The 22653-nt window shown below is 73.7% G+C and carries 18 protein-coding genes; 12 read left to right on the forward strand and 6 right to left on the reverse strand.

Annotation, left to right across the window (positions count from 1 at the left end; genetic code table 11):
* Positions 1–94 precede the first annotated feature (94 nt).
* Genes Aru02nite_RS14920 through Aru02nite_RS14935 form a run of 4 tightly spaced genes read left to right on the forward strand, consistent with a single transcriptional unit; the run spans position 95 to position 5140 of the window.
* Positions 95–1342 (forward strand): ABC transporter substrate-binding protein, encoded by a 1248-nt coding sequence (locus tag Aru02nite_RS14920; protein WP_203658121.1) that lies wholly within the window; start codon positions 95–97, stop codon positions 1340–1342.
* Entirely contained in the window at positions 1321–2277 is a 957-nt protein-coding gene (locus Aru02nite_RS14925; RefSeq protein WP_203658122.1) for a carbohydrate ABC transporter permease, read from the forward strand. Before Aru02nite_RS14920 ends, Aru02nite_RS14925 begins: the two co-directional genes overlap by 22 nt.
* A 9-nt stretch (positions 2278–2286) precedes the next feature.
* Positions 2287–3144 (forward strand): carbohydrate ABC transporter permease, encoded by an 858-nt coding sequence (locus Aru02nite_RS14930; protein WP_203658123.1) that lies wholly within the window; start codon positions 2287–2289, stop codon positions 3142–3144.
* A 34-nt stretch (positions 3145–3178) separates the two neighbouring features.
* Complete coding sequence (locus Aru02nite_RS14935; RefSeq protein ID WP_203658124.1) at positions 3179–5140, forward strand: right-handed parallel beta-helix repeat-containing protein; 1962 nt, start codon at positions 3179–3181, stop codon at positions 5138–5140.
* Positions 5141–5203: 63 nt separating this feature from the next.
* Here the strand turns inward: Aru02nite_RS14935 and Aru02nite_RS14940 are convergent, their stop codons facing one another.
* From Aru02nite_RS14940 to Aru02nite_RS14950, 3 genes are all read right to left on the reverse strand, one after another.
* Entirely contained in the window at positions 5204–5953 is a 750-nt protein-coding gene (locus Aru02nite_RS14940) for a GntR family transcriptional regulator (RefSeq protein WP_203658125.1), read from the reverse strand.
* 89 nt (positions 5954–6042) lie between these two features.
* On the reverse strand, positions 6043–7032 hold the full coding sequence (locus tag Aru02nite_RS14945; protein WP_203658126.1) for an acetylxylan esterase: 990 nt from the start codon (positions 7030–7032) through the stop codon (positions 6043–6045).
* A gap of 60 nt (positions 7033–7092) precedes the next feature.
* A complete protein-coding gene (locus Aru02nite_RS14950; RefSeq protein WP_203658127.1) occupies positions 7093–7941 on the reverse strand; it encodes an amidohydrolase family protein in 849 nt (282 codons plus the stop codon).
* A 96-nt stretch (positions 7942–8037) separates the two neighbouring features.
* Here Aru02nite_RS14950 and Aru02nite_RS14955 point away from each other — a divergent pair, with 96 nt between their 5' ends.
* A complete protein-coding gene (locus Aru02nite_RS14955; RefSeq protein ID WP_505712019.1) occupies positions 8038–9960 on the forward strand; it encodes a DUF8034 domain-containing protein in 1923 nt (640 codons plus the stop codon).
* A complete protein-coding gene (locus Aru02nite_RS14960) occupies positions 9957–10865 on the forward strand; it encodes an aldo/keto reductase (protein WP_203658129.1) in 909 nt (302 codons plus the stop codon). Before Aru02nite_RS14955 ends, Aru02nite_RS14960 begins: the two co-directional genes overlap by 4 nt.
* A gap of 3 nt (positions 10866–10868) precedes the next feature.
* Here Aru02nite_RS14960 and Aru02nite_RS14965 read toward each other — a convergent pair whose 3' ends face one another.
* On the reverse strand, positions 10869–11726 hold the full coding sequence (locus Aru02nite_RS14965; RefSeq protein ID WP_203658130.1) for a LysR substrate-binding domain-containing protein: 858 nt from the start codon (positions 11724–11726) through the stop codon (positions 10869–10871).
* A gap of 99 nt (positions 11727–11825) precedes the next feature.
* Between Aru02nite_RS14965 and Aru02nite_RS14970 the strand changes: the two genes are divergently transcribed.
* Positions 11826–12830 (forward strand): bile acid:sodium symporter family protein, encoded by a 1005-nt coding sequence (locus Aru02nite_RS14970; RefSeq protein WP_239076699.1) that lies wholly within the window; start codon positions 11826–11828, stop codon positions 12828–12830.
* A gap of 4 nt (positions 12831–12834) precedes the next feature.
* On the opposite strand, the gene Aru02nite_RS14975 is transcribed toward Aru02nite_RS14970, so the two are convergent.
* On the reverse strand, positions 12835–13203 hold the full coding sequence (locus Aru02nite_RS14975; RefSeq protein WP_203658132.1) for a VOC family protein: 369 nt from the start codon (positions 13201–13203) through the stop codon (positions 12835–12837).
* Positions 13204–13264: 61 nt separating this feature from the next.
* Here Aru02nite_RS14975 and Aru02nite_RS14980 point away from each other — a divergent pair, with 61 nt between their 5' ends.
* The 3 genes from Aru02nite_RS14980 to Aru02nite_RS14990 all read left to right on the forward strand — a co-directional run bounded on the left by Aru02nite_RS14980 (position 13265) and on the right by Aru02nite_RS14990 (position 15893).
* Positions 13265–14215, forward strand: a complete 951-nt coding sequence (locus Aru02nite_RS14980) for a helix-turn-helix transcriptional regulator (protein ID WP_203658133.1) — start codon at positions 13265–13267, stop codon at positions 14213–14215.
* A 183-nt stretch (positions 14216–14398) separates the two neighbouring features.
* Complete coding sequence (locus Aru02nite_RS14985) at positions 14399–15064, forward strand: FadR/GntR family transcriptional regulator (RefSeq protein ID WP_203658134.1); 666 nt, start codon at positions 14399–14401, stop codon at positions 15062–15064.
* A gap of 16 nt (positions 15065–15080) precedes the next feature.
* Positions 15081–15893 (forward strand): DUF3626 domain-containing protein, encoded by an 813-nt coding sequence (locus Aru02nite_RS14990; RefSeq protein WP_239076700.1) that lies wholly within the window; start codon positions 15081–15083, stop codon positions 15891–15893.
* Positions 15894–15956: 63 nt separating this feature from the next.
* Here the strand turns inward: Aru02nite_RS14990 and Aru02nite_RS14995 are convergent, their stop codons facing one another.
* Positions 15957–16673 (reverse strand): DUF998 domain-containing protein, encoded by a 717-nt coding sequence (locus tag Aru02nite_RS14995; RefSeq protein WP_203658135.1) that lies wholly within the window; start codon positions 16671–16673, stop codon positions 15957–15959.
* A gap of 182 nt (positions 16674–16855) precedes the next feature.
* Here Aru02nite_RS14995 and Aru02nite_RS15000 point away from each other — a divergent pair, with 182 nt between their 5' ends.
* Together Aru02nite_RS15000 and Aru02nite_RS15005 are read left to right on the forward strand one after the other, a co-directional pair.
* Entirely contained in the window at positions 16856–19141 is a 2286-nt protein-coding gene (locus Aru02nite_RS15000) for a WD40 repeat domain-containing protein (RefSeq protein WP_203658136.1), read from the forward strand.
* The gene (locus Aru02nite_RS15005) at positions 19134–22652 is read left to right on the forward strand and encodes a WD40 repeat domain-containing serine/threonine protein kinase (protein WP_203658137.1); all 3519 of its coding nucleotides are present in this window, start codon (positions 19134–19136) and stop codon (positions 22650–22652) included. Before Aru02nite_RS15000 ends, Aru02nite_RS15005 begins: the two co-directional genes overlap by 8 nt.
* The last annotated feature ends 1 nt before the right edge of the window (position 22653 follow it).

Genomic DNA, 22653 nt, shown 5'->3' on the forward strand with positions numbered 1-22653 from the left:
GTGCCGGCCGGGGAGTTGTTGACCTCCGGCCGGCACGCGTGCTTTGATCTCGACTATCGATTATTCATGGCTTCGTAACGGAGGTGTCGTCGAGATGAGACGACTGTGGCGCCGGGCCGGTGTGGCCGCGGTCGCGGCCACCGCGGTGCTGGCATCGACCGCCGCGTGCGGCGCGGGTTCCGACGACCCGCCCGGCCAGACGACGTTGCGCATCATCGTCAACATCACGCCCAACCTGACCCAGCAGTACTGGAACGGGCTGTTCGCCAAGTACGAGAAGAGTCATCCCGGCGTGAAGGTGAAGCTGGAGCTGACCGGTACGATCTCGGCGAGCGCCAAGCTCAACCAGGACCTCGCCGCCGGCGACCCGCCGGACATCGCCCAGCAGATCACCCCCACCGCCGAGACGGCGAGCCTGTTCGCCGACCTGACCGGCGAGGCGTGGACGAAGAAGACGCCGCTGGCCGACCAGTACGCGGTGGACGGCAAGCGGTACGTCGTCGGTGTCGGCGAGCAGATCCAGTCGCTGGTGTTCTACAACAAGGCCGCGTTCGCCAAGGCGAAGCTCGACCCGGCGCAGATCCGTACGCTGGCGCAGCTCACCGCGGCGATGGGGAAGCTCAGGTCCGCCGGGTACGTGCCGTTGCAGACCGCGGGGCAGTGGGTGCCGGGCGCGCAGTTCTCGCTGCTGGCCGACTCCGGCGTACTGACCGCCGACCCGGACTGGACGGTCAAGCGCAAGGACCGGAAGGTCACCTTCGCCGGCAGCGGCTACCAGGACTACCTGACGCTGTACAAGAAGTGGATCGACGCGGGGTACCTGCAGAAGAGCGCGCTCGGCCTGACGTACGCCGACGGGCAGACCGCGTTCCTCAACGGCAGGTCCGCGATGTACATGATGGGGTCGTTCTTCGTGCCGGCCGCCGACCTGGCGAAGAAGAGTGACGGGATCGGCGTGTTCACGATGCCGACCGACGGCGCGTACCCGTCCGGGCAGTTCGGCAACATCGCCGACCCGTACGTGGTGGTCAACGCCTCGCGGCACAAGGCGGCGGCGATCGAGTTCACCCGGTGGCTGGTGACCGACCCGGCCGCGGTCAAGAGCCAGCTCGCCGCGGACGGCAACCTGCGGCAGGGCATGCCGTACCCGATGTCGAGCCTCGGCACGCAGGTGCAGAAGGTCCTCGACGCCGCGCCGTCGGTGATCGTGAAAGCCGGTGCGCGGCAACCGATCGACGGCTACAGCAACGAACTCAACACCGACGTCCAGAAGCTGTACTCGGGTGCGTCGGGCGCCACGGTCGCCAAGGGACTGGACACATGGTGGAACTCGCAGAGCTGAGTGACCGCCGTACGGCGCCGGCCGCGGACACCCCGCGGCCGGCGGTCGGCGGGCGGTCCGCCCGGTTGCGTACGGCGGCCGTGTCGCTCGGCATGGTCGGCCCCGCGGTCGCGCTGTACACGGTGCTGACGGTCGTGCCGGTCGGTGTCGCGATCTACCTGAGCCTCACCGACTGGAACGGCTTCTCCACCGCGGTGTTCGTCGGTTTCGACAACTACCGGCACCTGTTCGCCGACCCCGCCTCCACCCGGTCGTGGTACGTCACGGCCGTGATCGCGGTGGTCGGCACGGTCGGGATGGTCGGCGGCGGGCTGGCGTACGCGCTGCTGCTCAAGGGCCGGTCCCGGACCAACGCGTTCTTCCGCGCCCTCGCGTACTACCCGCACGTGATCAGCGCGCTGATCCTCGGGTACCTGTGGGCGGCGATCCTCGGTACGAACGGCGCGGTGAACAGTACGCTGCACCGGTTCGGCCTGAGCGAGCCGATCGGCTTCCTGTTCGACGAGAAGCTCGCGCTGGTCTCGGTGATCTGGGTGATCGTGTGGGCCGGCTTCGGGTTCAACGTGGTGCTGTTCGTCGCCGCGCTCCAGACCGTGCCGGCGGAACTGCTGGAGGCGGCGGCGATCGACGGCGCCTCGACGTGGCAGACCAACCGGCGCGTGGTCGTCCCGATGATCGCGCCCGTGGTCACCGTGGCGACCGTGCTCAACCTGGTCGGCCTGGTCCGCGCGTACGACCTGATCGTCAGCCTCACCGGCGGCGGCCCGGCCGGCTCCACGCAGACCTTCTCGTACCTGATCCTCGCCCGGTCGTTCGCCGGCACCAAGGTCGGGTACGCCACGGCGCAGGCGGTGTTCCTCATGGTGGTGTCCGCCGCGCTGGCACTGCTGGTGACCGCGCTGCGCAACCGGCAAGACCAGGCTGCGGCCGGATAGGAGCGGGTGGTGGGCAAGGCGGAGAGCGCGCCACGGCGCCGGTCGGTACCGGTGGTCAAGGTGGTCATGCTGGCGCTGCTGACGGTCGTCATGTCGGTGCCGGTCTACCTGCTGCTGGTGAACAGTTTCAAGCCACAGCAGGCGATCGCGGACAACCCGTTCGGCATCCCGCTGGGCGAGCTGACCCTGCGGTACCTGTCGGACGCGGTGCACAGCCCGCAGTACAACGTGATCGGTGGCTACGGGTTCACGATCTTCCTGGTGGTCGTGGTCGACGTGCTGTGCATCGCGCTCGCCGGCCCCGCCGCGTACGTGATCGCGCGGAGCCTGCGGCGCCGTACCCAACTGCTGCTGCTGTACTTCCTCGCCGGCACGTTCATCCCGGGTGCCGCCGTCGTCATCCCGGTCATCTACGTGCTGCGCGCGGTCGGCCTGGCGAACACGGTGACCGGGCTGGTGGCGCACGACGTGGCGTCGACGCTGCCGGTCAGCATCTTCCTGTTCGTCGGCTTCATCCGTACGATCCCCGTCGACATCGACCACGCGGCGGCGATCGACGGCGCCGGACGGTACCGCACGTTCTGGCGGATCGTGTTCCCGCTGATGCGGCCGGCGGTCGTCACCGTGCTGATCCTCAACTCGATCGGCATCTGGAACGACTTCGTCAGCCCGCAGATCCTGCTCAGCCCCGGCTCCGGCCACTACACCGTGACCACCGCGATCTACGCCGGGATCAGCCAGTACTCGACGGACCTGACGAAGGTGTTCCCCAACCTGCTGCTGGCCGTCGCACCGGTCATCGTCTTCTTCATCTACATGCAGCGCCACATCGTCAGCGGCCTCACGGTCGGCGCGGTGAAGGGATGAGACCCCGCCCCCAACGCCAAGGGAGACGCCGAGCATGACCCAACGCCCGCCGTACCTGCGGACTGCCGTCACCGTCCTGGTGGCGGCCGTGTCCGCGGTGGCCGCCACCGTACCGGCCGCCGCCGCACCGAACGCCGGCCACACCTACTACGTCGCCCCGTGGGGCCACGCGACCGGCGGCGGTCACTCGGCCGCCGCGCCGTTCCGGCACGTCCAGCAGTGCGCCGACGTGATGGTGGCCGGCGACACCTGCGAGATCCTTTCCGGCACGTACGCCGAGACCGTGGTACCGGCGCACTCCGGTACCGCCGCGAAGCCCATCACGTACCAGGCGGCGCCGGGCGCGCACGTGACGCTGACCGGTACCGAACGGCTGACGGGCTGGTCGGCGGTGACCGCCGCGGACGTCGCCGACATCGCGGCGACCGACCCGTACGCGGCGGACTCGGCGTTCAGCGCGGCGGTCGGCGCCGGCCACGTGTACCGGACGCACGCCGATCTCGGCGAGGACGTGACGACCGTGCAGGTCTTCACCGACGGCCGGATGGACGTGGAGGCGCAGTTCCCGTACCCGGGGCTGGATCTGCTGACACCGACCCTGGAACACGCCGGTGCCGGCAGCGACGGCGCCACGATCGCCGACGCCGGCCTGACCCGCCCCGCCGGCTACTGGACCGGCGCCCGCGCCCTCACCGGCTACTGGTACGTCAGCGCGACGACGACCGTACAGAGCTCGCAGGTGGGGTCGGTGACGCTGGCCGCGGCGCCGCCGTGCGTGCACAAGGTCGTGCCCACCGACACCCGGTACGCGCTGGCCGGCAAGATCGGCGAGCTGGCGCACCCCGGGGAATGGTTCTACGACAAGGAATCCAGGGACCTGTACGTCTACAGCGAGGACGGCGTCGCCGGGCACGACATCGAGGCGCGCACCAGGCCGCTGGCGTTCGACCTGACCGGCGCCAGCCACACGACCGTCCGCGGCATCGGCGTGTTCGCGTCCACCATCCGCACCGGTACGGCCAGCACCGGCGTGCTGCTCGACCGGATCACCGGCCGCTACCTGTCGCACTACACCGACATCACCCGCGGCGCCACCGACTGCGGCAGTACCGTGACGCGCGGCGTCGCCGACACCGGCATCGTGCTGGACGGCACCGGGAACCGGATCGTCCACAGCGACCTCGCGTACAGCGCGGGGAACGGGATCGCCTTGCGTGGCAACGGAAACAGCGCGACCGACAACGTCATCCACGACGTCGACTACCTCGGCACGTACGCCGCCGCCATCGCCGTGCAGGGCAACACGCAGACCGTCACCCACAACACCCTGTACCGGCTCGGCCGCAGCGGCATCAACCTGCAACTCGACGGCGACACGCCGGGCCCGGACCGCATCGCGTACAACGACATCTCCCAGTACGCCCGGCTCAGCCTGGACACCGCCGCGATCTACACCTGCTGCGGCGTCGACATGCGCGGCACGTCCGTCGACCACAACCTCCTCCACGACGGTACGCCGACACCCGGCGTCAACCCGTTCGCCGTGGCCGGGGTGTACGCGGACAACGGGCAGAGCAACATGCTCATCGCGAACAACGTCGGCTGGAACAACCTGGAGGGGACCGTGATGCTCAACGGCCTCGGCTCCGGCTCGCACGACAACCGGGTCTACAACAACACCGGCGGCATGACCCTCTTCTACGTCAAGGGACCGGGCCAGTCGACCGGCACCACCGTGTACAACAACATCGGTCCGATCCGGGGGCTGGACGGCGCCACCGCCGGCGGCATGGTGCTGTCGAACAACCTGCCGGCCGACGTCGACCCGCTGTTCGTCGACCCGGCGGCGCACGACTACCGGCTCACGGCCGCCTCACCCGCCCGCAACCAGGCGATCCCGGTACCGGGCGTCACCGACGGGTCGACCGACGCCGTACCGAGTCTCGGCGCCTACCAGTACGGTGCGCCGATGTGGACGGCCGGCGCGCGGCGCTGACCGGCGTACACAATTCTGCCCGGGCCGGAATTGCGGCCCGGGCAGAATCACGTACGGAAATGGTCAGCGCCGCCGCGTACCCCTGCCCTTGGCGGCCTTCTTCCCGTTCCGCTCATCGGGCACCGGCGAACGCCCGGCGGCGTGCGCCGCGAACGCCTCCGCGGCCTTCTCGCCGTCCCCGTCCCGCAACAGGGAAACGAGCCGGCCGTGCTCGTCGGCCATCGCGTGCCAGTCGCCCTCGAAAAGCGGATCGGCGATGGCGTGCAGCGCGCGCAGGCTCGGTTCCAGAACCTCCCACATGCGGTACAGGAACGGGTTTCCGGCGATCCGGCAGACCAGGGTGTGAAACGCGATGTCGGCGTCCCGGAACTTGCCGAGATCGTTGACCGCCACCGCCCGGTGCATCCGGTCCACCAGCTCGCCCAGCTCGGCCAGGTGCTCGTCGGTGAGCTGGCCGGCGGCGAGCCCGGCGGCCAGTCGCTCCAACGGTTCCCGTACCTGACGGGCGTGCTCGGCGTCCTTGCTGGAGATCTCCACGACGAAGTTCCCGCGCCGCGGTACGTGCATGAGCAGGCCCTCGCGGGCGAGCTGCTTGACGGCCTCCCGTACGGGAGCCTGGCTCACGCCGAGCCGGCGCGCGATCTCCGATTCGACCACCCGTTCATTGGGGGCCAGCTCGCCGTCGACGATGGCCTGCCGGAGCAGTTCGTACACCCGGTCGGAGATGAGGGTGTTGCGGAGCCGGTCCTTGTTCGACGCGAGCGTGGAGGCGAAGCCGCTCGGCTCGTCGGTCGTTTCTCGTTTCGATGCCATGAATTCCCCATCACGCGATACCGGATCCACCCCGATGATACGCGCCGATCGCCTAACCGGTATCGATAGGCTCGCCGGCCCGGTTTCCCTTATCCGGCCGCCTTTTCCCACTGGCGGGCGAGCCAGTCGAGCTTCACGACCTCGTGCGCCGGACCGCCGCCCTCGTGGTCGTTGAACGGGTACGCCCGGATCCGCTTGCGCGCCGGGTCGAGCCCGGTCAGCGCGCCGTAGTGGTTGTACGCGGCGTACCCGGTGGAGGGCGGGCAGATGTGGTCCATCAGGCCGACCGAGAACAGCGCCGGCGCGGTCGCCCGCCGGGCGTGCGCGGCACCGTCCAGATAGGACAGTGTGCGGGCCACCGTGTCCGCGTGCTCCCGGTGCAGCTTCACGTACTGCGTGACCTCCACGTACGGCGGGCGGTCGGTGATCGTGGTCGCGCGCGGGAAGTGGCACAGGAACGGCACGTCGGGCAGCACCGCCGCGAGGTCCGGTACGAGACCGGCGGCGGCGAGCGCGATCCCGCCGCCCTGGCTGGTACCGGTCACCGCGACGCGCGTCGGGTCCACCGCCGGATGCGTACGCACGGCGTCGACCGCGCGTACCGCGTCGGTGTAGAGCCGGCGGTAGAAGTGGCGGTGCGGGTCGAGGATGCCGCGGGTGAGGAAGCCGGGCGCGGCGACGTCGCCGGTGGCCGGGTCGGGGTCGGGCGTCTCGGCGCCCTGCCCGCGGGTGTCCATCACCAGGTGCGCGTACCCGGCGTCGGCCCAGAGCCGCTTCTCGTGCGGCACCCCGCGCCCGCTGCCGTACCCGAGGTACTCGATGACCGCGGGCAGCGGACCGGTACGGGTGACGGGCAGGTGGAGCCACGCCCGTACCGGGTGCCCGCCGTACCCGCGGAAGGTGACGTCGAGCGTGTCGAGGGTGGCCAGCCCATTGGGTACCGGATCGAACGTGGCGGCCACGTCGGACGCGCGGTGCTCGGCGAGGGTCTTGGCCCAGAACTCGTCGAAGTCGGCCGGCTCGCCGAGATCGGGCAGGTAGCGCTCCAGCTCGGCGAGGGGGAGGTCGAACTGTGCCATGGTGTCGGGTCTCCGCGGTCGGGTCGAGCGAATCATCGCCTATCGATCAACGTTGGCAGTTCAGCAGGGCCGGGTGAGCGTTGTCAACCGACGCAGCCGGTACACCCGCACCGGGGTGTCGTGGCGCACGCGCCGGCGCTCCGCCGCGGTGAGGCCGGCGAGGCCCGATCCGGCCAGCCGCAACGCCTCCGCGCGGGAGCCCGCCGGCAGGCAGATCGGCCAGTCCGAGCCGAGGACGCAGCGGTCCGGGCCGACCGCGTCGACCACCCGCCGCACCAGTTCCGCCACCCGCCCCGCCGGTACGCCGCGCTGCTGCGTCAGCAGTCCGGAGATCTTCACCACCACGCCGGCCCGGCCCGCCGCGTACGCGAGGTCGCGGAGCCAGTCGGACGGGTCGTCGGTGGTGAGGTTGCCCGGGTTGCCGAGGTGGTCGACGACCACGGTCAGCCCCGGGTACCGGTCGGCGACGTCGGCCGCGGTCCGCAGCGCGCCGGCGCCGAGGTTGAGATCGAGCGCCATCCCGTACTCGGCGAGCACGTCGAGCAGGGCGCGGGCCGGTTCCGGTGTGGCGGACCAGGTCCGGCCGCCGAGGCGCATCCCGTTCGGCCGGTCGTCGGCGAGGTCGTCGAGCAGCGCGCGGAACCGGTCCGGCCCGGCGTCGCCGTACACGTGCAGGTTCCCGACGTACCCGGCGACGGTGTCGGGGTGGGCGGTGCGGGCGGCGCGCAGGGTGTCGGTCTCGCCGGCGTCGCCGCGGGACGCCTCCACCAGTACGGTGCCGGTCACGTCCAGCCCGGCGCCGGACCGCGCCAGGTCCGCCACCCGGTACGCGCGGTGGTGCGGTGATCCGGGCCGGATCCACGGGTACCCGTCGGCGGGGTTCCACACGTGTGCGTGGCAGTCGATCACGGTCGCGTCCTCCCGCGGTGGGTGTTGACACGCCAGGGCGGCAGGATGATGCTAGCCATCGGTTATCGATCAGCAATCACCCGGGAGTCATCCGCGATGGTCAGCGCAGCGCGAGCCGACGACGCACCCGTACCGGCCGGCACGCCGGAGGTACGGGCGGTGCGGCCGGTGACCACTCCGCCGGTGTGGGCGACCCTCGAACGCGAGCTGTTCGCCAGGCAGGACAAGGCATGGCGGGCCTTCGCCGAGAAGTACACGGAGGGCGACGGGCGGCTCGTCTTCCGGGACATGCTCGGCCGCGGCACCGACGACCGGGACGGCGTGGACGACTTCTACGAGCCGTTCTTCACCTGGCCGACGCTGTATCTGCTCGGCGGCGGCGTGGACGTCCTGACCGCGGCGTACCGGCACTGGCGGGGCGTGACCGCGCAGCTCACCGAGATGGGGATGCTGCGCGACGGGATGGACCGCGGGTACGACTGGTTCCACCAGGGCGAGGGCATGCTGCTGTTCTACGGGCTGTGCCTGGCCCTGCCGGACGACGCGGAACTGCGCGCGACCGCGGTGCGCTTCGCCGACGCGTACCTGCCGGGCGGGCCGAACTACGACCCGGAGTACCGCGTGATCCGCGCGCCGCACGTCGGCGCCGACGGCCCGCGCTGGGGCTTCAGCGACCACGACACGCTGTTCCCGTGGAGCACCGCGCTGTGCCCGTACGGGCTGCCGCTGGACTGGATCGCCGAGGCGGCACCGTTCGACGAGCTGGTCGCGTCGCCGGCGCGGGCCCACGCGTACGGGCGGGCCATGTGGGAGCGGATGGGTCGCGGCGACACGGTCGTCAACCTGGCCGCCACCAGCCTCGTCACCAACGCGTACCTGGCGGGCGGCGACCGGCGCCACGCCGACTGGGTCGCCGAGTACGTGGGGGCGTGGCGGGACCGGCTCACCGACCACGAGGTACTCCCGGACAACGCCGGTCTGCACGGCGTGGTCGGCGAACACCTCGACGGCCGCTGGTACGGCGGGCACTACGGCTGGTCGTGGCCGCACGGGTTCCACTCGGTCGGGCCGGCGGCGCTGATCGGCGCGACGAACGCGCTGCTGGTCACCGGCGACCGCGGTTTCCTGGACCTGGCCCGCAACCCGCTCGACGCGGTCCTGCGGCAGGCCCGCCAGCTCACCGAGCACGACCTCGGTACTCTCGGGCGCCGCTGGCGTCCGCACCTGCGCGCCATGCCGGGCGACCGTACGTTGATGGTTCCGTTGCGGCACAACGATTCCGGCTGGTTCGACCACACCGTACCGGCGACGCAGATCCCGGTGGCGCTGTGGCAGCTCGGCCGCGAGCCCGAGGACCGCGACCGGGTCGAGACGCTGCGGGCCGGCGCCGGCTGGGACTGGGGCGCCGTGCACGTGCAGCGCACCAAGGAGGAGGCCGGCCACGAGGAGCCGTGGTACGAGTACCTTGCCGGGCGCAACCCCGAGTACCCGGAGCGGATGCTGCGCGCGGCGCTGGCGGTGTGCGCCGAGCGGGTCGCGGCGATCGACGCGGACCCGCTCGACCCCGCGGTCGGCCCGGACGCGCTGGACATCCACCACTGGCAGGAACGCAACCCGGTGGTCACGGAAGCGTTGCTGCACCTGACGACCGGCTCCCCGCAGGTGCTGTACAACGGTGGTCTGGCCCAGCTGCACCTCCGGTACCACGACGGGGAGCTGCGCCGGCCGGGGCTGCCCGCCGACGTGGCCGCGCTGGTGTCCGACACCCGTACCGACCACACCGTCGTGGACCTGGTGAACGTCGGCGTCGCGGCGCGCTCGCTCGTCGTCCAGGCCGGCACGTACGCGGAGCACGCCGTGCGTACGGTCGCGGTCGACGACGGGCCACCGGAGCGCGCGACCGGGCCGTACGTGGTGGTGCGGCTGCCCGCCGCCACCCGGGTACGGCTGACGCTGACGATGGAGCTGCGCGCCGGGGCCCCGACGTACCGGGCGCCATGGCGGGAGGATGCGCGATGAGCCTGGACCTGCCACCCCTCGGCATCGGTACGGCGCCGCTCGGCGGGCTGTTCCGCGACGTGTCCGAGCAGGACGCGGCCGACACGGTGGCCGCCGCGGCCGCTGCCGGCGTCACGTACTTCGACACCGCCCCGCGGTACGGGCACGGTCAGGCCGAAGAGCGCCTGGGCCGGGCGCTGCCCGCAGTACCGGATGCGGTGGTGTCGACGAAGACCGGCTGGCTGCTGCGCCCCGGCCGTACGGTCGTGCCCGACTGGTCCGAGCGCGGCGTTCGCGCGTCGCTGGAGTCCAGCCTCGACCGGCTCCGGCGCGAGTCCGTCGACATCCTGTACCTGCACGACGCCGACGACGCGGCCGACGCCGTCCGGGCCACCGCGTACCCGGCGGTGCGGCGGTTGCGGGACGAGGGGCTGGTGCGCGCCGTCGGCTTCGGGATGAACCACAGCGCCCCGCTCGCCGCGTACGTGGCGGAGTACGAGCCGGACGTGGTGCTCATCGCCGGCCGGTTCTCGCTGCTCGACCACGACGCGCTGGACACGCTGCTGCCGCTGTGCGCGCGCACCGGTACCGCGGTGGTGGTGGGCGGGGTGTTCAACACCGGGCTGCTCGCCGACCCCGCGCCGGACGCGATGTTCAACTACCGGCCGGCGCCGGCCGAGCAGCTCGCGCGGGCACGGCAGTGCCGTGCGATCTGCGCCGAGTACGGGGTGGGGTTGGCGGCGGCGGCGATCCAGTTCCCGTTCCTGCACCCCGCCGTACGGTCGGTGGTGGTGGGCTGCCGGTCCGCCGCGGAGGTACGCGACAACGCCGACGCGTTCCGTACGCCGGTGCCGGACGAGCTGTGGGTCCGCCTCGCCGACGCCGGTTTCGTCCCGCGCGGGCTGCTGGACGTGGCCGCGGGCTGACGGTCAGAGCGGCCGGTGCAGCCGGTCGCCGGCGGCGAGCAGCGCGGTCCGCAGCGCGGTGACCGGCCCGCCCTCGTCGGTACCGCCGAGCAGGACGAACTCGACGTCGCCGAGGTCCGGCAGCCGGTGCTGCGCCGGCAGTACGCGCAGGCCCGGTGGTACGAGGCTGCGCGCGTGTGCGGTGACCCCGAGCCCGGCCACCGCCGCGGCACGTACGCCGGACAGGCTGCCGCTGGTGCAGGTGACCCGCCAGCGGCGACCGTGCCGTTCGAGTACCTCCATGGCGCGGGCGCGGGTGATCGACGGCGGCGGGTACACGATGAGCGGCACGGGACTGCCGGGGTCGGGGCCGGGCGCGTCGCCGCCGATCCAGGCGAGCGGCTCCCGCCACACGAGCTGGCCGCGCGTCTCGCCGGCGGGCCGCTTGGCGAAGACCAGGTCCAGCTCGTGCCGGTCGTACAGCTCGTGCAGGACGCCGGAGAGCCCGACGGTCAGTTCCAGGTCGACGTGCGGGTGGCTGGACCGGAAGTTCCGGAGGATCTCGGGCAGCCGGGTCAGCACGAAGTCCTCGGACGCGCCGAACCGGACCCGCCCGCGTAGCTCGGCGGCGGCGAAGTAGTGCTCGGCGCGCTGGTGCGCGGACAGGATGCTGTCGGCGAGCGGGACGAGCGCGGCGCCGTCGGTCGTGAGGACCACCGAGTGCGTGTCGCGGGCGAACAGTGGGCGGCCGGCGGCGGCTTCCAGGCGGCGGATCTGTTGGCTCACGGTCGACTGCCGCACCCCGAGGCGGCGCCCGGCCTGGGTGAAGTTGCGGGTCTGCACGACCGCGAGGAACGTCCGCAGGAGTACCGGGTCGAACATGCCCATCACGATAGGCGTTCACAGTCATCGCGGTGAACACGGTTCACAATGACGTCAGCCCGGCGGAGAATCGTCTCGTACGTCCGGCGGAAGGTGGCCATGCTCCGGATCCTCGCGCGCCTGCGCATCGACCCGTACCTGCTGGCGATCCTCGGTACGGTCGCCCTCGCCGCCCTGCTGCCCGCCCGCGGTGTCGGCGCCGTCGTCGTCGGTCACGTCACCGACCTCGCCATCGCCCTGCTGTTCTTCCTGTACGGCGCGCGCCTCTCCGCGCAGACCGCCCTCGCCGGCGCCAAGCACTGGCGACTGCACCTGGTCGTCTTCGCCTCGACGTACGTGCTGTTCCCGGTACTCGGGATCGCCGCGCGGGTGCTCGTGCCCACCGTCCTGACCCCCCAGCTGTACGTCGGGGTCCTGTTCCTGTGCTGCCTGCCGTCGACGGTGCAGTCGTCGATCGCGTTCACCGCCGTCGCGAAGGGAAACGTGGCCGCCGCGATCTGCTCCGCCTCGTTCTCGAACCTGATCGGCGTGGTGATCACGCCGCTGCTGGTGGCGGCGCTGCTGTCCGGGCACGGCGCGAGCGGCTTCTCGCTGGGCTCGGTCGAGCAGATCCTGCTGCAACTGCTCGTACCGTTCGTCGCCGGCCAGCTGCTGCGCCGCTGGATCGGCGGATTCGTACAGCGGCACGACAAGGCGCTCAAGCTCGTCGACCGCGGGTCGATCCTGCTGGTGGTGTACACGGCGTTCTCGGCCGGGGTGGTCGCCGGCATCTGGCACCAGCTCTCGCTGCCCCGGCTCGGCGCGCTGCTCGCGGTCGACTGCGCCCTGCTCGCCCTCGTACTCGTGGCCACGTCGGTCGCGTCGCGGCGGCTGCGGTTCGGCCGGGCGGACCGCATCACGATCGTGTTCTGCGGGTCGAAGAAGAGCCTCGCGTCCGGCCTGCCGATGGCGAGCGTACTGTTCCCGGCCGGTGCGATCGGCCTGGCCGTACTGCCGCTCATGCTGTTCCACCAGATCCAGCTGATGGTGTGCGCCTGGCTCGCCCAACGCTGGGCGAGCCAGGCACCCGCCGAGGATCAGGCCGAGGCGTCCGCCGCGGCCTGACCGCTCACCGCTGGCAGAGACAGAACGGGTGGCCCGCCGGGTCGAGCATGACCCGCCACGTCTCACCCGGCTGGAACTCCGGCGTCGTCGCGCCGAGCGCCGCGTACTCCTTCTCGGCGGCGTCGATGTCGCTCACCCCGAGGTCGAGGTGCACCTGCTTGGCGCCGGACTCGTCCGGCCACGCCGGCGCCCGGTAGTTCGCCAGCTGACCGAAACCGATCGAGGTGTGCCCGTCCGACACCATCGCGTACTCGGGTTGGCTGTGGGTGATCTCCCAGCCGAGTACGTGGTGGTAGAAGTCGGCGAGGGCGACGGGGTCCGAGCAGTCGAGGTTCATCATGATCAGGCTTGCGACCTGCGTGTTCGCTGTCATGTGCACCATCGTGGACCATGTTCCCGTCAGTTCCTGTCGGGTACGTGGAAGACTTTCGACCATGCGCGCCTCCCGCCTCCTCTCCCTCCTGCTCTACCTCCAGGTACGCGGTCGGGTCAGCGGCCGCGAGCTGGCCGCCCGGCTGGAGGTCAGCGAGCGGACCGTGCAGCGCGACATGGAGGCGCTGGCCGCCGCGGGCGTACCGGTGCGGTCGGTGCGCGGCCCCGCCGGCGGGTACACGCTGCCCGGCGGGTACCGGACGCGGCTGACCGGGCTCGGCGTCGACGAGGCGCAGGCGCTGGCGTTCCTGGGACTGTCCGGGCCGGCCGACGAACTCGGCCTCACCGGGCAGCTCGACACCGCGCAGCGCAAGCTGTGGGCGGCGCTGTCGGGGGAGGCGCGCGACCGGGCCGAGCGGTCCGCGCAGCGCTTCCACCTCGACCCCGTCCGGTGGTACGGGACGGCCGAGCCGACGCCGCAGCTCGCCACGCTCGCCGAGGCGGTGTGGACGGACCGCCGGGTCCGCATCCGGTACACCAGCCGGGCGCGTACGACGGAGCGGGTGCTCGACCCGCTCGGCCTGGTACTCGCCGCAGGCGACTGGTACCTGGTGGCGTTGCGCGACGGCGCGCGCCGGACGTACCGGATCTCCCGGGTGACCGTGGCGCAGGTACTCGTCGAGCCGGCGCGGCGACCGGCCGGGTTCGACCTGGCCGCCGAGTGGCGCGCCGCGCGCGTCGAGCTGGAGAACTCGCACACGCTGATGGAGGTCACCGTGCGCGCCGAGGTGGACGTACTGCCCCGGTTGCGCCGGCTGGTCGCCGTCAGCGGGCAGGACCGGATCGACCTGACGGCGACCGGGCCGGTCGAGGTCACGGTCCCGTTCGAGGGGGTGCGGTGGGCGCGCAGCGCGCTGCTCGGCCTCGGCGCGGGCGTCGAGGTGCTCGCCCCGCCCGAGGTACGGGACTGGATCGCCGCCGAGTCCCGCGCCACCGCCGCCCGGTACGCCTGATCCGGCTGGCGGCGGCGCTGACATGGGATGTCGCCCGGGCGTACGCGGGGGATCGGGGTCGGGTGGATTGGCGGGTGTCTCGGCTGGTTCGGCCTGGTTGAGCGGACTCGCCCGCCCCGCCCTCCGGTACGACATGGGACGTCGGGGCTAGACTCGCGCCGGTACCTCGGGGAGGTGGGCGCGATGACCGATCGGGACGCGGCGTTGCAGGCACGGATCGTCGGGCTGATCCACGACCGCGGGCTCGGCCCCGGCGCCCCGCTGCCCACCGAACCGCAGCTCGTCGACCTGCTCGGCGCCAGCCGCAACAGCGTACGGGAGGCGGTGCGGGCGCTGCGCGCGCTGGGCATCGTGGAGATCCGGCGCGGTCTCGGCATGTTCGTCGGCGAGGCGCCGTTGTCGGTGCTGACCCCGTCGCTGTCGTTCCGGATCCGGGCGGGCGACGGCGGCGACGTCGGCTCGTTGCGCGACCTGGTCGAGGTACGCGAACTGTTGGAGGTCGGGCTGATCGGCCAGGTCGCCGGCACGTTGAGCGCCGCGCGGCTGGCCGCGCTCGACGCGCTGGTCCGGCGGATGGGCGAGGACCCGGAGACCGACCGCGCCTTCCACGCCCTGCTGTACGAGTCGGCCGGCAACGCGCTGGTGCTGCAACTGATCCAGCTCTTCTGGGACGTGTACCACGACGTGGAGCCGACGCTCGGGCCGCCGGAGGACCGGGCCGCCGAGATCGAGGCCAACCACGACCGGATCGTGGCCGCCCTGCGCGCCGGTGACGCGGCCGCCGCGCAGGACGCGATGCGCCGGCACTTCACCGACGTCAAGGCGCGGATCTCCCGTGCCGCACGCTGACCCGTACGGTGCGGCCGTGGCGCGGGCGCTGCGGCACGTGGCGGCGGTGTCGTCCGGCCCACCGCTGGATCCCGCGCTGCGGGTCACCCTCGCCTTCCACCCCGACCGTCCGGTACGCGGGGTGCCGGTGCTGCGCGCGCTCGCCACCGACGGCGTGTACCGCTCGCAGTTCGTCACGGGGGTGAGCAACGGCGGGCTCACGGCGTACCCGGGCGGCGACCGGTGGCGGTGGGAGAGCCGCATCTTCGGCGGCGCGTACGACGAGGCGCCGCCGCACGCTCGCCCCGTGTACGGCGCGCTCAACGTGCGCGGCCGTACGGTCGGCGCGGCGCCCCGGTTCGGCTCGGCACACCTGCGGCTGCGCCCCGCGACGCTCGCGCGCACCACGTTCTGCTACCCGGACAGCGTCTTCGACCCCACCGATTTCGGTACGGCCACGGCGATGTCGTTGCTCGCACTGGCCGCCGCCGACCGGCGCGACGCGCTCGACGACTACATCGAGGCCCAGGTGCACGGCCCCGTACTGCTCGCCGACGACGTCGAGGCGGTCGTCCTCGACCCCTGCTACCGCGGCACCGACGTCGCGGCGGCGGCGCGCGAGCTGCCCTGCCCGGTCGAGTGGCACGGCGGCTTCCGGCTCACCGTGGCCGAACTGCGCCGCCACCCGGAGTACCGCGGGCCGGAGTACGTCGGGCTCGGTGCGGCGATCGCCGTCGACGGCGTCCTCGACCCCCGCGTACTCGGCGACGCCGCCCGGTCCGGCCGGTACGACCCGCAGGACCTGAAACGCGTCTGGCACCACGTCGCCCGCTTCGGCGCCCCCGACTGACCCCACCCCGGATCGCCGCGCTGGATCGGTTTGGTGTCAAGGGTTCGCGGGCCTGGCCTCGGGTCAGGCAGCGGTACTGTCCACTGTGGACCGTACGGGTTCCGGTGCCGCGACGGCGGGTACGGCGACGGGACGGGCGGGGAGCGGCGGGCGGACCAGGCGTACGGCGGCGAGGGTGACCATGGCGACCTCGGCGACGAGGACGCCGCGCTCCAGGAGCCCGTGCGTGCCGGTGAACAATGCCGCGGCGGGCAGCGGTACGCCGAACTCGGGCAGGTAGCCGACGAGCATCAGGACCAGGACGACGGCGCCCGCGGTGGCGAGCCGGCGTACCGGGACGGTCAGGCGGTGCCAGGTGGGGTGCGCGGAGCAGCGGGTGGCGAGCGCCCACCCGGCCACCGGCAGCCCGCCGAACAGCAACCCGCCGCCGAACTTGTGTACCAGCCCGGACAGTGTCGTACCGGTGCCGGCGGCGTCGCCGTGGCAGGCGGCGATGAGGACGAGGCCGACGGTGGCGATCCCGAGCGGTACGGTGACGCGCCGGCCGCCGATGCCGGCGGTGTGCAACCCGCGGGCGAGCAGCACCAGCGCGGCCCCGAATGCCAGCAGCCCCAACGGAAGCACGACGGAGCCGAGCGGCGTGTGCACGTAGTCGCTGACCATCTTGCGTACCGGATCGTCGGGCAGCGCGGCGTGCAGGAACGCGATGCACGCCGCGGCCACGGCGACGAGGACGAGTGCGGCACGTGCGGCGTGCGCGCGGTTCGGTTCGGTCGGCACCTTTCCACCCCCTGGCGGGCCGTTCGGCCCCGCGTATCACGGTCACATCGGACGAGCCGGAAGTCAGTGCCGGGCGCCCCCGGACCCGCCCTGGGGCTGTCCCCACCGTCGACGCGCGGGGACCGGTCCCGGGCGCGCCGGTCGTACTCTCGGGCCGTCGTACCGAGGGGGAGGGGTGCCCGGTGGACCGACCGGACGCGACGGCCGACGAGTTGACCGGCCGTGCCGTGGACCTGCTGGCGGACGGGGAGGTGACGCGGGCCGAGGAGGCGTTGCGGGCTGCGCTGCTCGCCGATCCGCTGCACCCGACGGCGACGTACGATCTCGGGCTGCTGCGCTGGCGGCGGGGTGAGACGACCGACGACGAGGTGCTCGGCGCGCTGGCCGCGGCCCGTACCGACGGGGCTCTGGTGGCGGAGGTGGAGCGGGAGCGCGGCGCCGAGGTGGTGCTCGGCGAGGTGAAGCTGCGGCTCCGGTCGTCGACGGTACGGATCGCCGCGGCGGCACCGGTCGCGCTGTCCGGCGACGAGGACGGCGTCGTCACCGCGTGGGACCTGACCGACGGCGCGCCCCGGGTACTGCACGGCGAACGGTGGCGCCGGTACCGCCCGGTGCCCGCGGTCGCGGTCGGCGCCGACGGTACGCGGGGCGCCGCGGTGTGCGCGGACGGCGCGATCCGGGTGTGGGACCTGGCCGACGGCCGCTGCCTGGCCACGCTCGACCGCCCGCCGGTACCGGCCAAGAGCGCCGGCTGCCACGTGCTGGAGGACACGCATGCGGTGCGGTTGAGCGCGGACGGGCGTTCGGTGCTGTGGGCCGCCAACGGCACGGTCCGTTCCTGGCGCACCACCGACGACCACAGTGACCTGCTGCACGCGGGCGCGGTGTTCGACGGGGAGGCCGTGGACCTGTCCGCCGACGGCCGGCTCGCCGTGTACGCCGACGACGGCGGGCTGCGCGTCTGGCAGGACGGCCGGGCGCGGCGCATCCCGGGAGTACCGCACGGGCCGGGGCCGGTGGCGGTGGTGCTCGGTGCGGACGGCCGGCTCGCCGCGGTGGCCGAACCGGGCGCCGCGACGGTCACGGTGTGGGAGCTGGCGAGCGGCCGGCGGGTGGCGACGCTGCGCGGGCACGTCGCGCGATCGGTGTCGTTGAGCCAGGACGGCCGCTTCCTGCTGTCCGCCGGCGGGCACACCCTCCGGTACTGGGAGCTCGCCGGCGGGCGCTGCCTGCGGACGTTCCGCGACGACCGGGTGGTGGCGGCGCGGTTCGGCGACGACCCGGGTACGGCGGTGTCGGTGCGGGCGGGCGGCGCGGTGCGGACCCGGCGGCTGCCGACCGGCGGGTACGTGGCGCCGTACCGGGCGCCGGCCGTACGCCGGGACGACGAGGCGGCGGGCTGGCTCGCCGAGGCGGAACGGGCCACCGCGGCCGGCCGCGACACCGACGCCCTGCACCTGCTCACCCGGGTACGGGCCCGGCCCGGGTACGAGCGGGCGCCGCGGGCGTTGGCCGCGTGGCGGGCGCTCGGCGGCGCGGTGACGCGGGTCGGGCTGCGCGAGGCGTGGCCGGCGCGGACGCTGGCGACGGGCCGGGTGGCCGGCGCGGACCTGGCGGGGTCCGGCGACGTCGCCGCGACCTGCGCGTACGACGGGACGGTGCAAATCTGGGACGTCGTGCGCGGCGGCCACGTCCGGACGGTCGCGGCCCGGCCACGCCGCTCGCACCCGATCGTGGTGGCGTTGAGCCCGGACGGCCGCCGCCTGCTGACCGGCGAGGACGACACGGTACGGCTCTGGTCGGTGGACACCGGCGAGTGCCTGCGCGCGATCGGCCGGTACGACGGGACGGTGCGGGCGGTGGAGTTCACCGCCGACGGGGCCCGGGCGTACGTGCGGCGGTGGGGTGGCCCGGACGAGCTGTGGGAGCTGGCGACCGGCGAGCTGGTGGCGCCGCTGCGCGCGGACGCGGTCGCCTGGGACCGTCCGGACGGGCCGCTGCTCGCCGCGTCCATGGTCGACGGCGTGGTGTGGCTGACCGGGCTGGACGGCGCGCTGGTACGCCGGATCGAGGCGCACTCCCAGCGGGTCGGCGCGGTGAGCCTGACCCCGGACGGGCGGTCGCTGCTGACGAGCGGCGGCCGGTTCGGCGACGAGACGGTACGGCTGTGGGACACGGCGAGCGGCGAGCTGGTACGCCAGCTCGCGGCGGAGCCCGGGCACCAGCCGTGCGGCGTACGGTTCACCGCCGACCCCCGGTACGCGGTGGGCACCGGCCGCGACTGCACCGTCCACCTCTGGGACGTCCGTACCGGCGGGTGCCTGGGGGTGGTCGGCCGGCACGACCAGCCCGTCGAACGCCTCGCCGTCGACGACACCCTCCGGTACGTGCTGAGCTGGTGCCACCACGACGGTGCACGGGTGTGGGAACTGGACTGGGCGCTCGCGGCGGGAGACGGACGTGGCTGACGGGTGGCGGGTCGGCGACGTCGTCGACGACCGGTACGAGGTGCTCGGCGTCGCCGGGCGCGGCGGCATGGGCGTCGTGCACCGGGTACGGCACCGGGAGTGGGGTGTGGACCTCGCGGTGAAGAGCCTGCGGCCGGACCTGTCCCGGCGGGCCGACCTGCGGGACCGGTTCGTGGCCGAGGCGGAGGCGTGGGTGTCGCTCGGCCTGCACCCGCACGTCTGCTGCTGCCACTACGTGCGCACCCTGGACGGCGTCCCGCGGCTGTTCGCCGAGTACGTGCCGGGTGGCAGCCTCGCCGACCGCGTCGCCGACCGCACCCTGTACGCGGGGCCCGCGCCGCTGGCGACCGTCCTCGACGTGGCGGTACAGGTCGCCTGGGGGCTGGCGTACGCGCACGACCGCGGGCTGGTGCACCGGGATGTCAAGCCTGCCAACGTTCTGCTCGACGTCGACGGGGTGGCGAAGCTGGCCGACTTCGGCCTCGCCCGGGTACGCCCGGCCGCGCCGGCGCCGGGCCCGGACGGCGCGCCGGGCGCGAGCGTACCGGTGCCCGGCGGTGGCGGCACCCGGGTGTACGCGGCGCCCGAGCAGGCCGCCGGTCGTCCCGTCGGCCGCCGCGCCGACGTGTACAGCTTCGCCGTCTCCGTACTGGAGCTGTGCGTCGGGGAGGTCCGATGGCTGGCCGGCTCCGCCGCGCGCGACGTGCTCGACACCGTACGGGACGGGCGGGTCGCGCCGCCGCCGGAGCTGGCCGACCTGCTGCGCCGCTGCCTCGACCCCGACCCCGAGCGGCGCCCGGCCTCGATGGACGTCGTCGCCGCCGACCTGACCGACCTGTACGCGCGGCTCGTCGGCCGCCCGTACCCGCGGGTCCGGCCGGCGGCGGCGGACCTGCGGGCCGACGAGCTGAACAACCGCGCGCTGTCGCTGGCCGACCTGGGCCGGAGCGGGCCCGCCGAGGAGGCGTTCGCGGCGGCGCTCGCGGCGGACCCGCAGCACCTGGCCGCGGCGTACAACCTGGGGTTGGTGCGGTGGCGGACCGGCGCGACCGGCGACACCGACCTCGTCGCGCGGCTGACCGGCGCCGACGACGGCTCGCCGCAGGAGCGGTACCTGCTGGCCCAGGTGCACCTGGAACGCGGCGACCTCGACGCGGCGCGCGCCCTGCTCACTCCCGACGAGGACCGCCCCGAGGTACGCGCCGCGCTGGACGTGCTGCGCTCCGGCCGGATCGCCGACGCGCGCCGGGTCGACGAGTGGCGGCTCCCGCCTGTACCGGGCGGATCCGTACTCGACCTGCTCGGCCGCGGCCGTCCGTTCCGGTTCGCGGCGGAGGAGGACGTGGCGCTCGTCGCCGACGCGGACCGGACGGTACGGCTGTGGGACCTGGCGGAGCGGGCCTGCCGCCGTACCCTCACCGGGCACGCCGTCGCGGTCCGCGCCGTCGACGTCACCGCCGACGGCCGGTACGGGGTGTCCGCCGACGAGTCCGGCACGGTGATCGTCTGGGACCTCACCGACGGCACCCGGGTACGGACGCTGACCGCGCCGGCGCCCCGGCCGCCGCAACACCACCACCGGCACACGGTCCGCCTCACCGCCGGCGCCCGGTTCGTACTGTGGTCCGCCGGCACCACGGTCGAACTGTGGGACGTACGCGACGGGACGCGCCGCACCCTGCACCGCGGGTACGGCGGGATCGCGGTCGACGTCACCCCGGACGGCCGGTACGCGGCGCTCGTCGAGTACGACGAGGTGCGGGTGTGGGACCTGACGGCGGACCGCTCGTGGCGCCACCCCGAACGCGACATGCCCGGCAGCGCGGTCGCACTCCGGCTCAGCGCCGACGGCCGGTACGCGGCGATCGGTACCGACCGGGGCGCGGTCCGGCTGTGGGACCTGCGCGCGGGCCGGTGCACCCGGGTACTCACCGGGCACGAGGAGCCGGTCGACCGGCTCGCGTTCAGTTCCGACGGGACGCGGCTGGTGTCCGCCGAGGGCGACGCGATCCGGTGCTGGACGCTGGCGACCGGCCGCTGCCTGCGCACGTACCCGTGGCCGGCGGACGGGCTGTCGGTGTGGGACCTGCGGATCGACGGCGACACCGCGGTCACGGCCGGCGGCGAGGGCGTGCTGCGTCGCTGGCGGCTGCCCACCGACAGCCACGTCGCGGCGCCGCGGTTGAGCCGGCCGCGCCCGCCCGTGGAGGTCGCCGGCACGCACGCCGCCGCCGAGTCCGGACTCGCCGACGCCGCCCGCGCGCTGGCCGCCGGCCGGTACCCCGCGGCGCACGCGGCGTTGACCGCCGTCCGCGCCGTCCCCGGGTACGAGCGGGCGCCGCGGGTGCTGTCCGCCTGGCGTGACCTCACCGCCGTCTCGGTACGGGTCGCGCCGCGGGACGCCTGGCGTACCGCGACCCTCGACACCGGCGACCTGTACGCGGCGGACCTGTCCGCGGACGGCCGCACCGTCGTCACCGGCGGGCACGGCGGGGTGGTGGGGGTGTGGGACGCCGTCACCGGCGAGCGGGTCCGGGAGCTGGCGCCGCCGTCGCCGCCCGCCCACGTGGCGCCGGACGTGACGGTCGCGGTCGGCCTCGACGCCGACGCCCGTACGGTCGCGTCCGTGGGCCGGGGTGGCGGCCTCCGCCTGTGGTCGGTGGCCGACGGCGCCCGGCTCGGCGGCACCACCGTCGGCGGCGACGATCTCCGGTCCGTACGACTCGCCCACGGCGGCACGGCGCTGGTCGGCACCCGCGGCGGCGTACTGCGGGCCTGGGACGCGGCGGCGGGCCGGCCGCTGTGGACCCTCGACAGCCCCGACGGGTCCGGCGTCGCCGACGTGTCCGTCTCGGCGGGCGACCGCGCCGCCGCCGTGTGGTACCAGGGGATCGTGCGGGTGGTGGACGTGCGGGCCGGGCGGGTGCTGCACACCGTCGAGACCGGTCAGCCGCACGTCGTGGCGGTCGCTCTCGCCACGGACGGCCGGCGCCTGCTGACCGTGGGAGGCGAGTCGTTCGACCGGTTCATCCAGCTGTGGGACGTCGCCACCGGGAGCTGCCTGCGGGTGTTCGACTGGGAGCAGGCGCTGTCGACGCGGACGGTGCGGTGGACGGCCGACGGCCGGTTCGCCGTGTCCGCGGACGAGCAGGGCCGCATCCGCGTCTGGGACGTCGCCACCGGGACCATCCTGCGCACGCTCGACACCAACCGCAGCGAGCCGCGCGGCGTGGCCGTGTCCGGCGACGGGCGGGTCGTACTGTGGTGGAACGCCGAGGGCGCCCAACTGTGGGAACTCGACTGGGACCTCGACGCGCGCGAACCCGCCGACTGGGACGACGGCGCGACACCGTACCTGGCGGCGTTCCTCGACCGGTACGGGCGCGACGAGTTCACCGCCGACGACGTCGAGGCGTTGCTGCGCCTGCTGCGGCACGCCGGGTACGGCTGGCTGCGCGCCGACGCCGTCCGCGGCCACGCGTACCGGATGGCCGAGCGTCCGGTGCCGTGAG

Source organism: Actinocatenispora rupis (assembly GCF_016861975.1).
Taxonomy (GTDB): Bacteria; Actinomycetota; Actinomycetes; order Mycobacteriales; family Micromonosporaceae; genus Actinocatenispora; species Actinocatenispora rupis.

Coding starts and splice junctions, on each gene's coding strand:
- Aru02nite_RS14925 (WP_203658122.1), top strand. CDS start 1,321: ATGGTGGAACTCGCAGAGCTGAGTGACCGCCGTACGGCGCCGGCCGCG.
- Aru02nite_RS14985 (WP_203658134.1), top strand. CDS start 14,399: ATGACCGATCGGGACGCGGCGTTGCAGGCACGGATCGTCGGGCTGATC.
- Aru02nite_RS14970 (WP_239076699.1), top strand. CDS start 11,826: ATGCTCCGGATCCTCGCGCGCCTGCGCATCGACCCGTACCTGCTGGCG.
- Aru02nite_RS14935 (WP_203658124.1), top strand. CDS start 3,179: ATGACCCAACGCCCGCCGTACCTGCGGACTGCCGTCACCGTCCTGGTG.
- Aru02nite_RS14980 (WP_203658133.1), top strand. CDS start 13,265: ATGCGCGCCTCCCGCCTCCTCTCCCTCCTGCTCTACCTCCAGGTACGC.
- Aru02nite_RS14960 (WP_203658129.1), top strand. CDS start 9,957: ATGAGCCTGGACCTGCCACCCCTCGGCATCGGTACGGCGCCGCTCGGC.
- Aru02nite_RS14955 (WP_505712019.1), top strand. CDS start 8,038: ATGGTCAGCGCAGCGCGAGCCGACGACGCACCCGTACCGGCCGGCACG.
- Aru02nite_RS14975 (WP_203658132.1), bottom strand. CDS start 13,203: ATGACAGCGAACACGCAGGTCGCAAGCCTGATCATGATGAACCTCGAC.
- Aru02nite_RS14920 (WP_203658121.1), top strand. CDS start 95: ATGAGACGACTGTGGCGCCGGGCCGGTGTGGCCGCGGTCGCGGCCACC.
- Aru02nite_RS14945 (WP_203658126.1), bottom strand. CDS start 7,032: ATGGCACAGTTCGACCTCCCCCTCGCCGAGCTGGAGCGCTACCTGCCC.
- Aru02nite_RS14965 (WP_203658130.1), bottom strand. CDS start 11,726: ATGTTCGACCCGGTACTCCTGCGGACGTTCCTCGCGGTCGTGCAGACC.
- Aru02nite_RS14940 (WP_203658125.1), bottom strand. CDS start 5,953: ATGGCATCGAAACGAGAAACGACCGACGAGCCGAGCGGCTTCGCCTCC.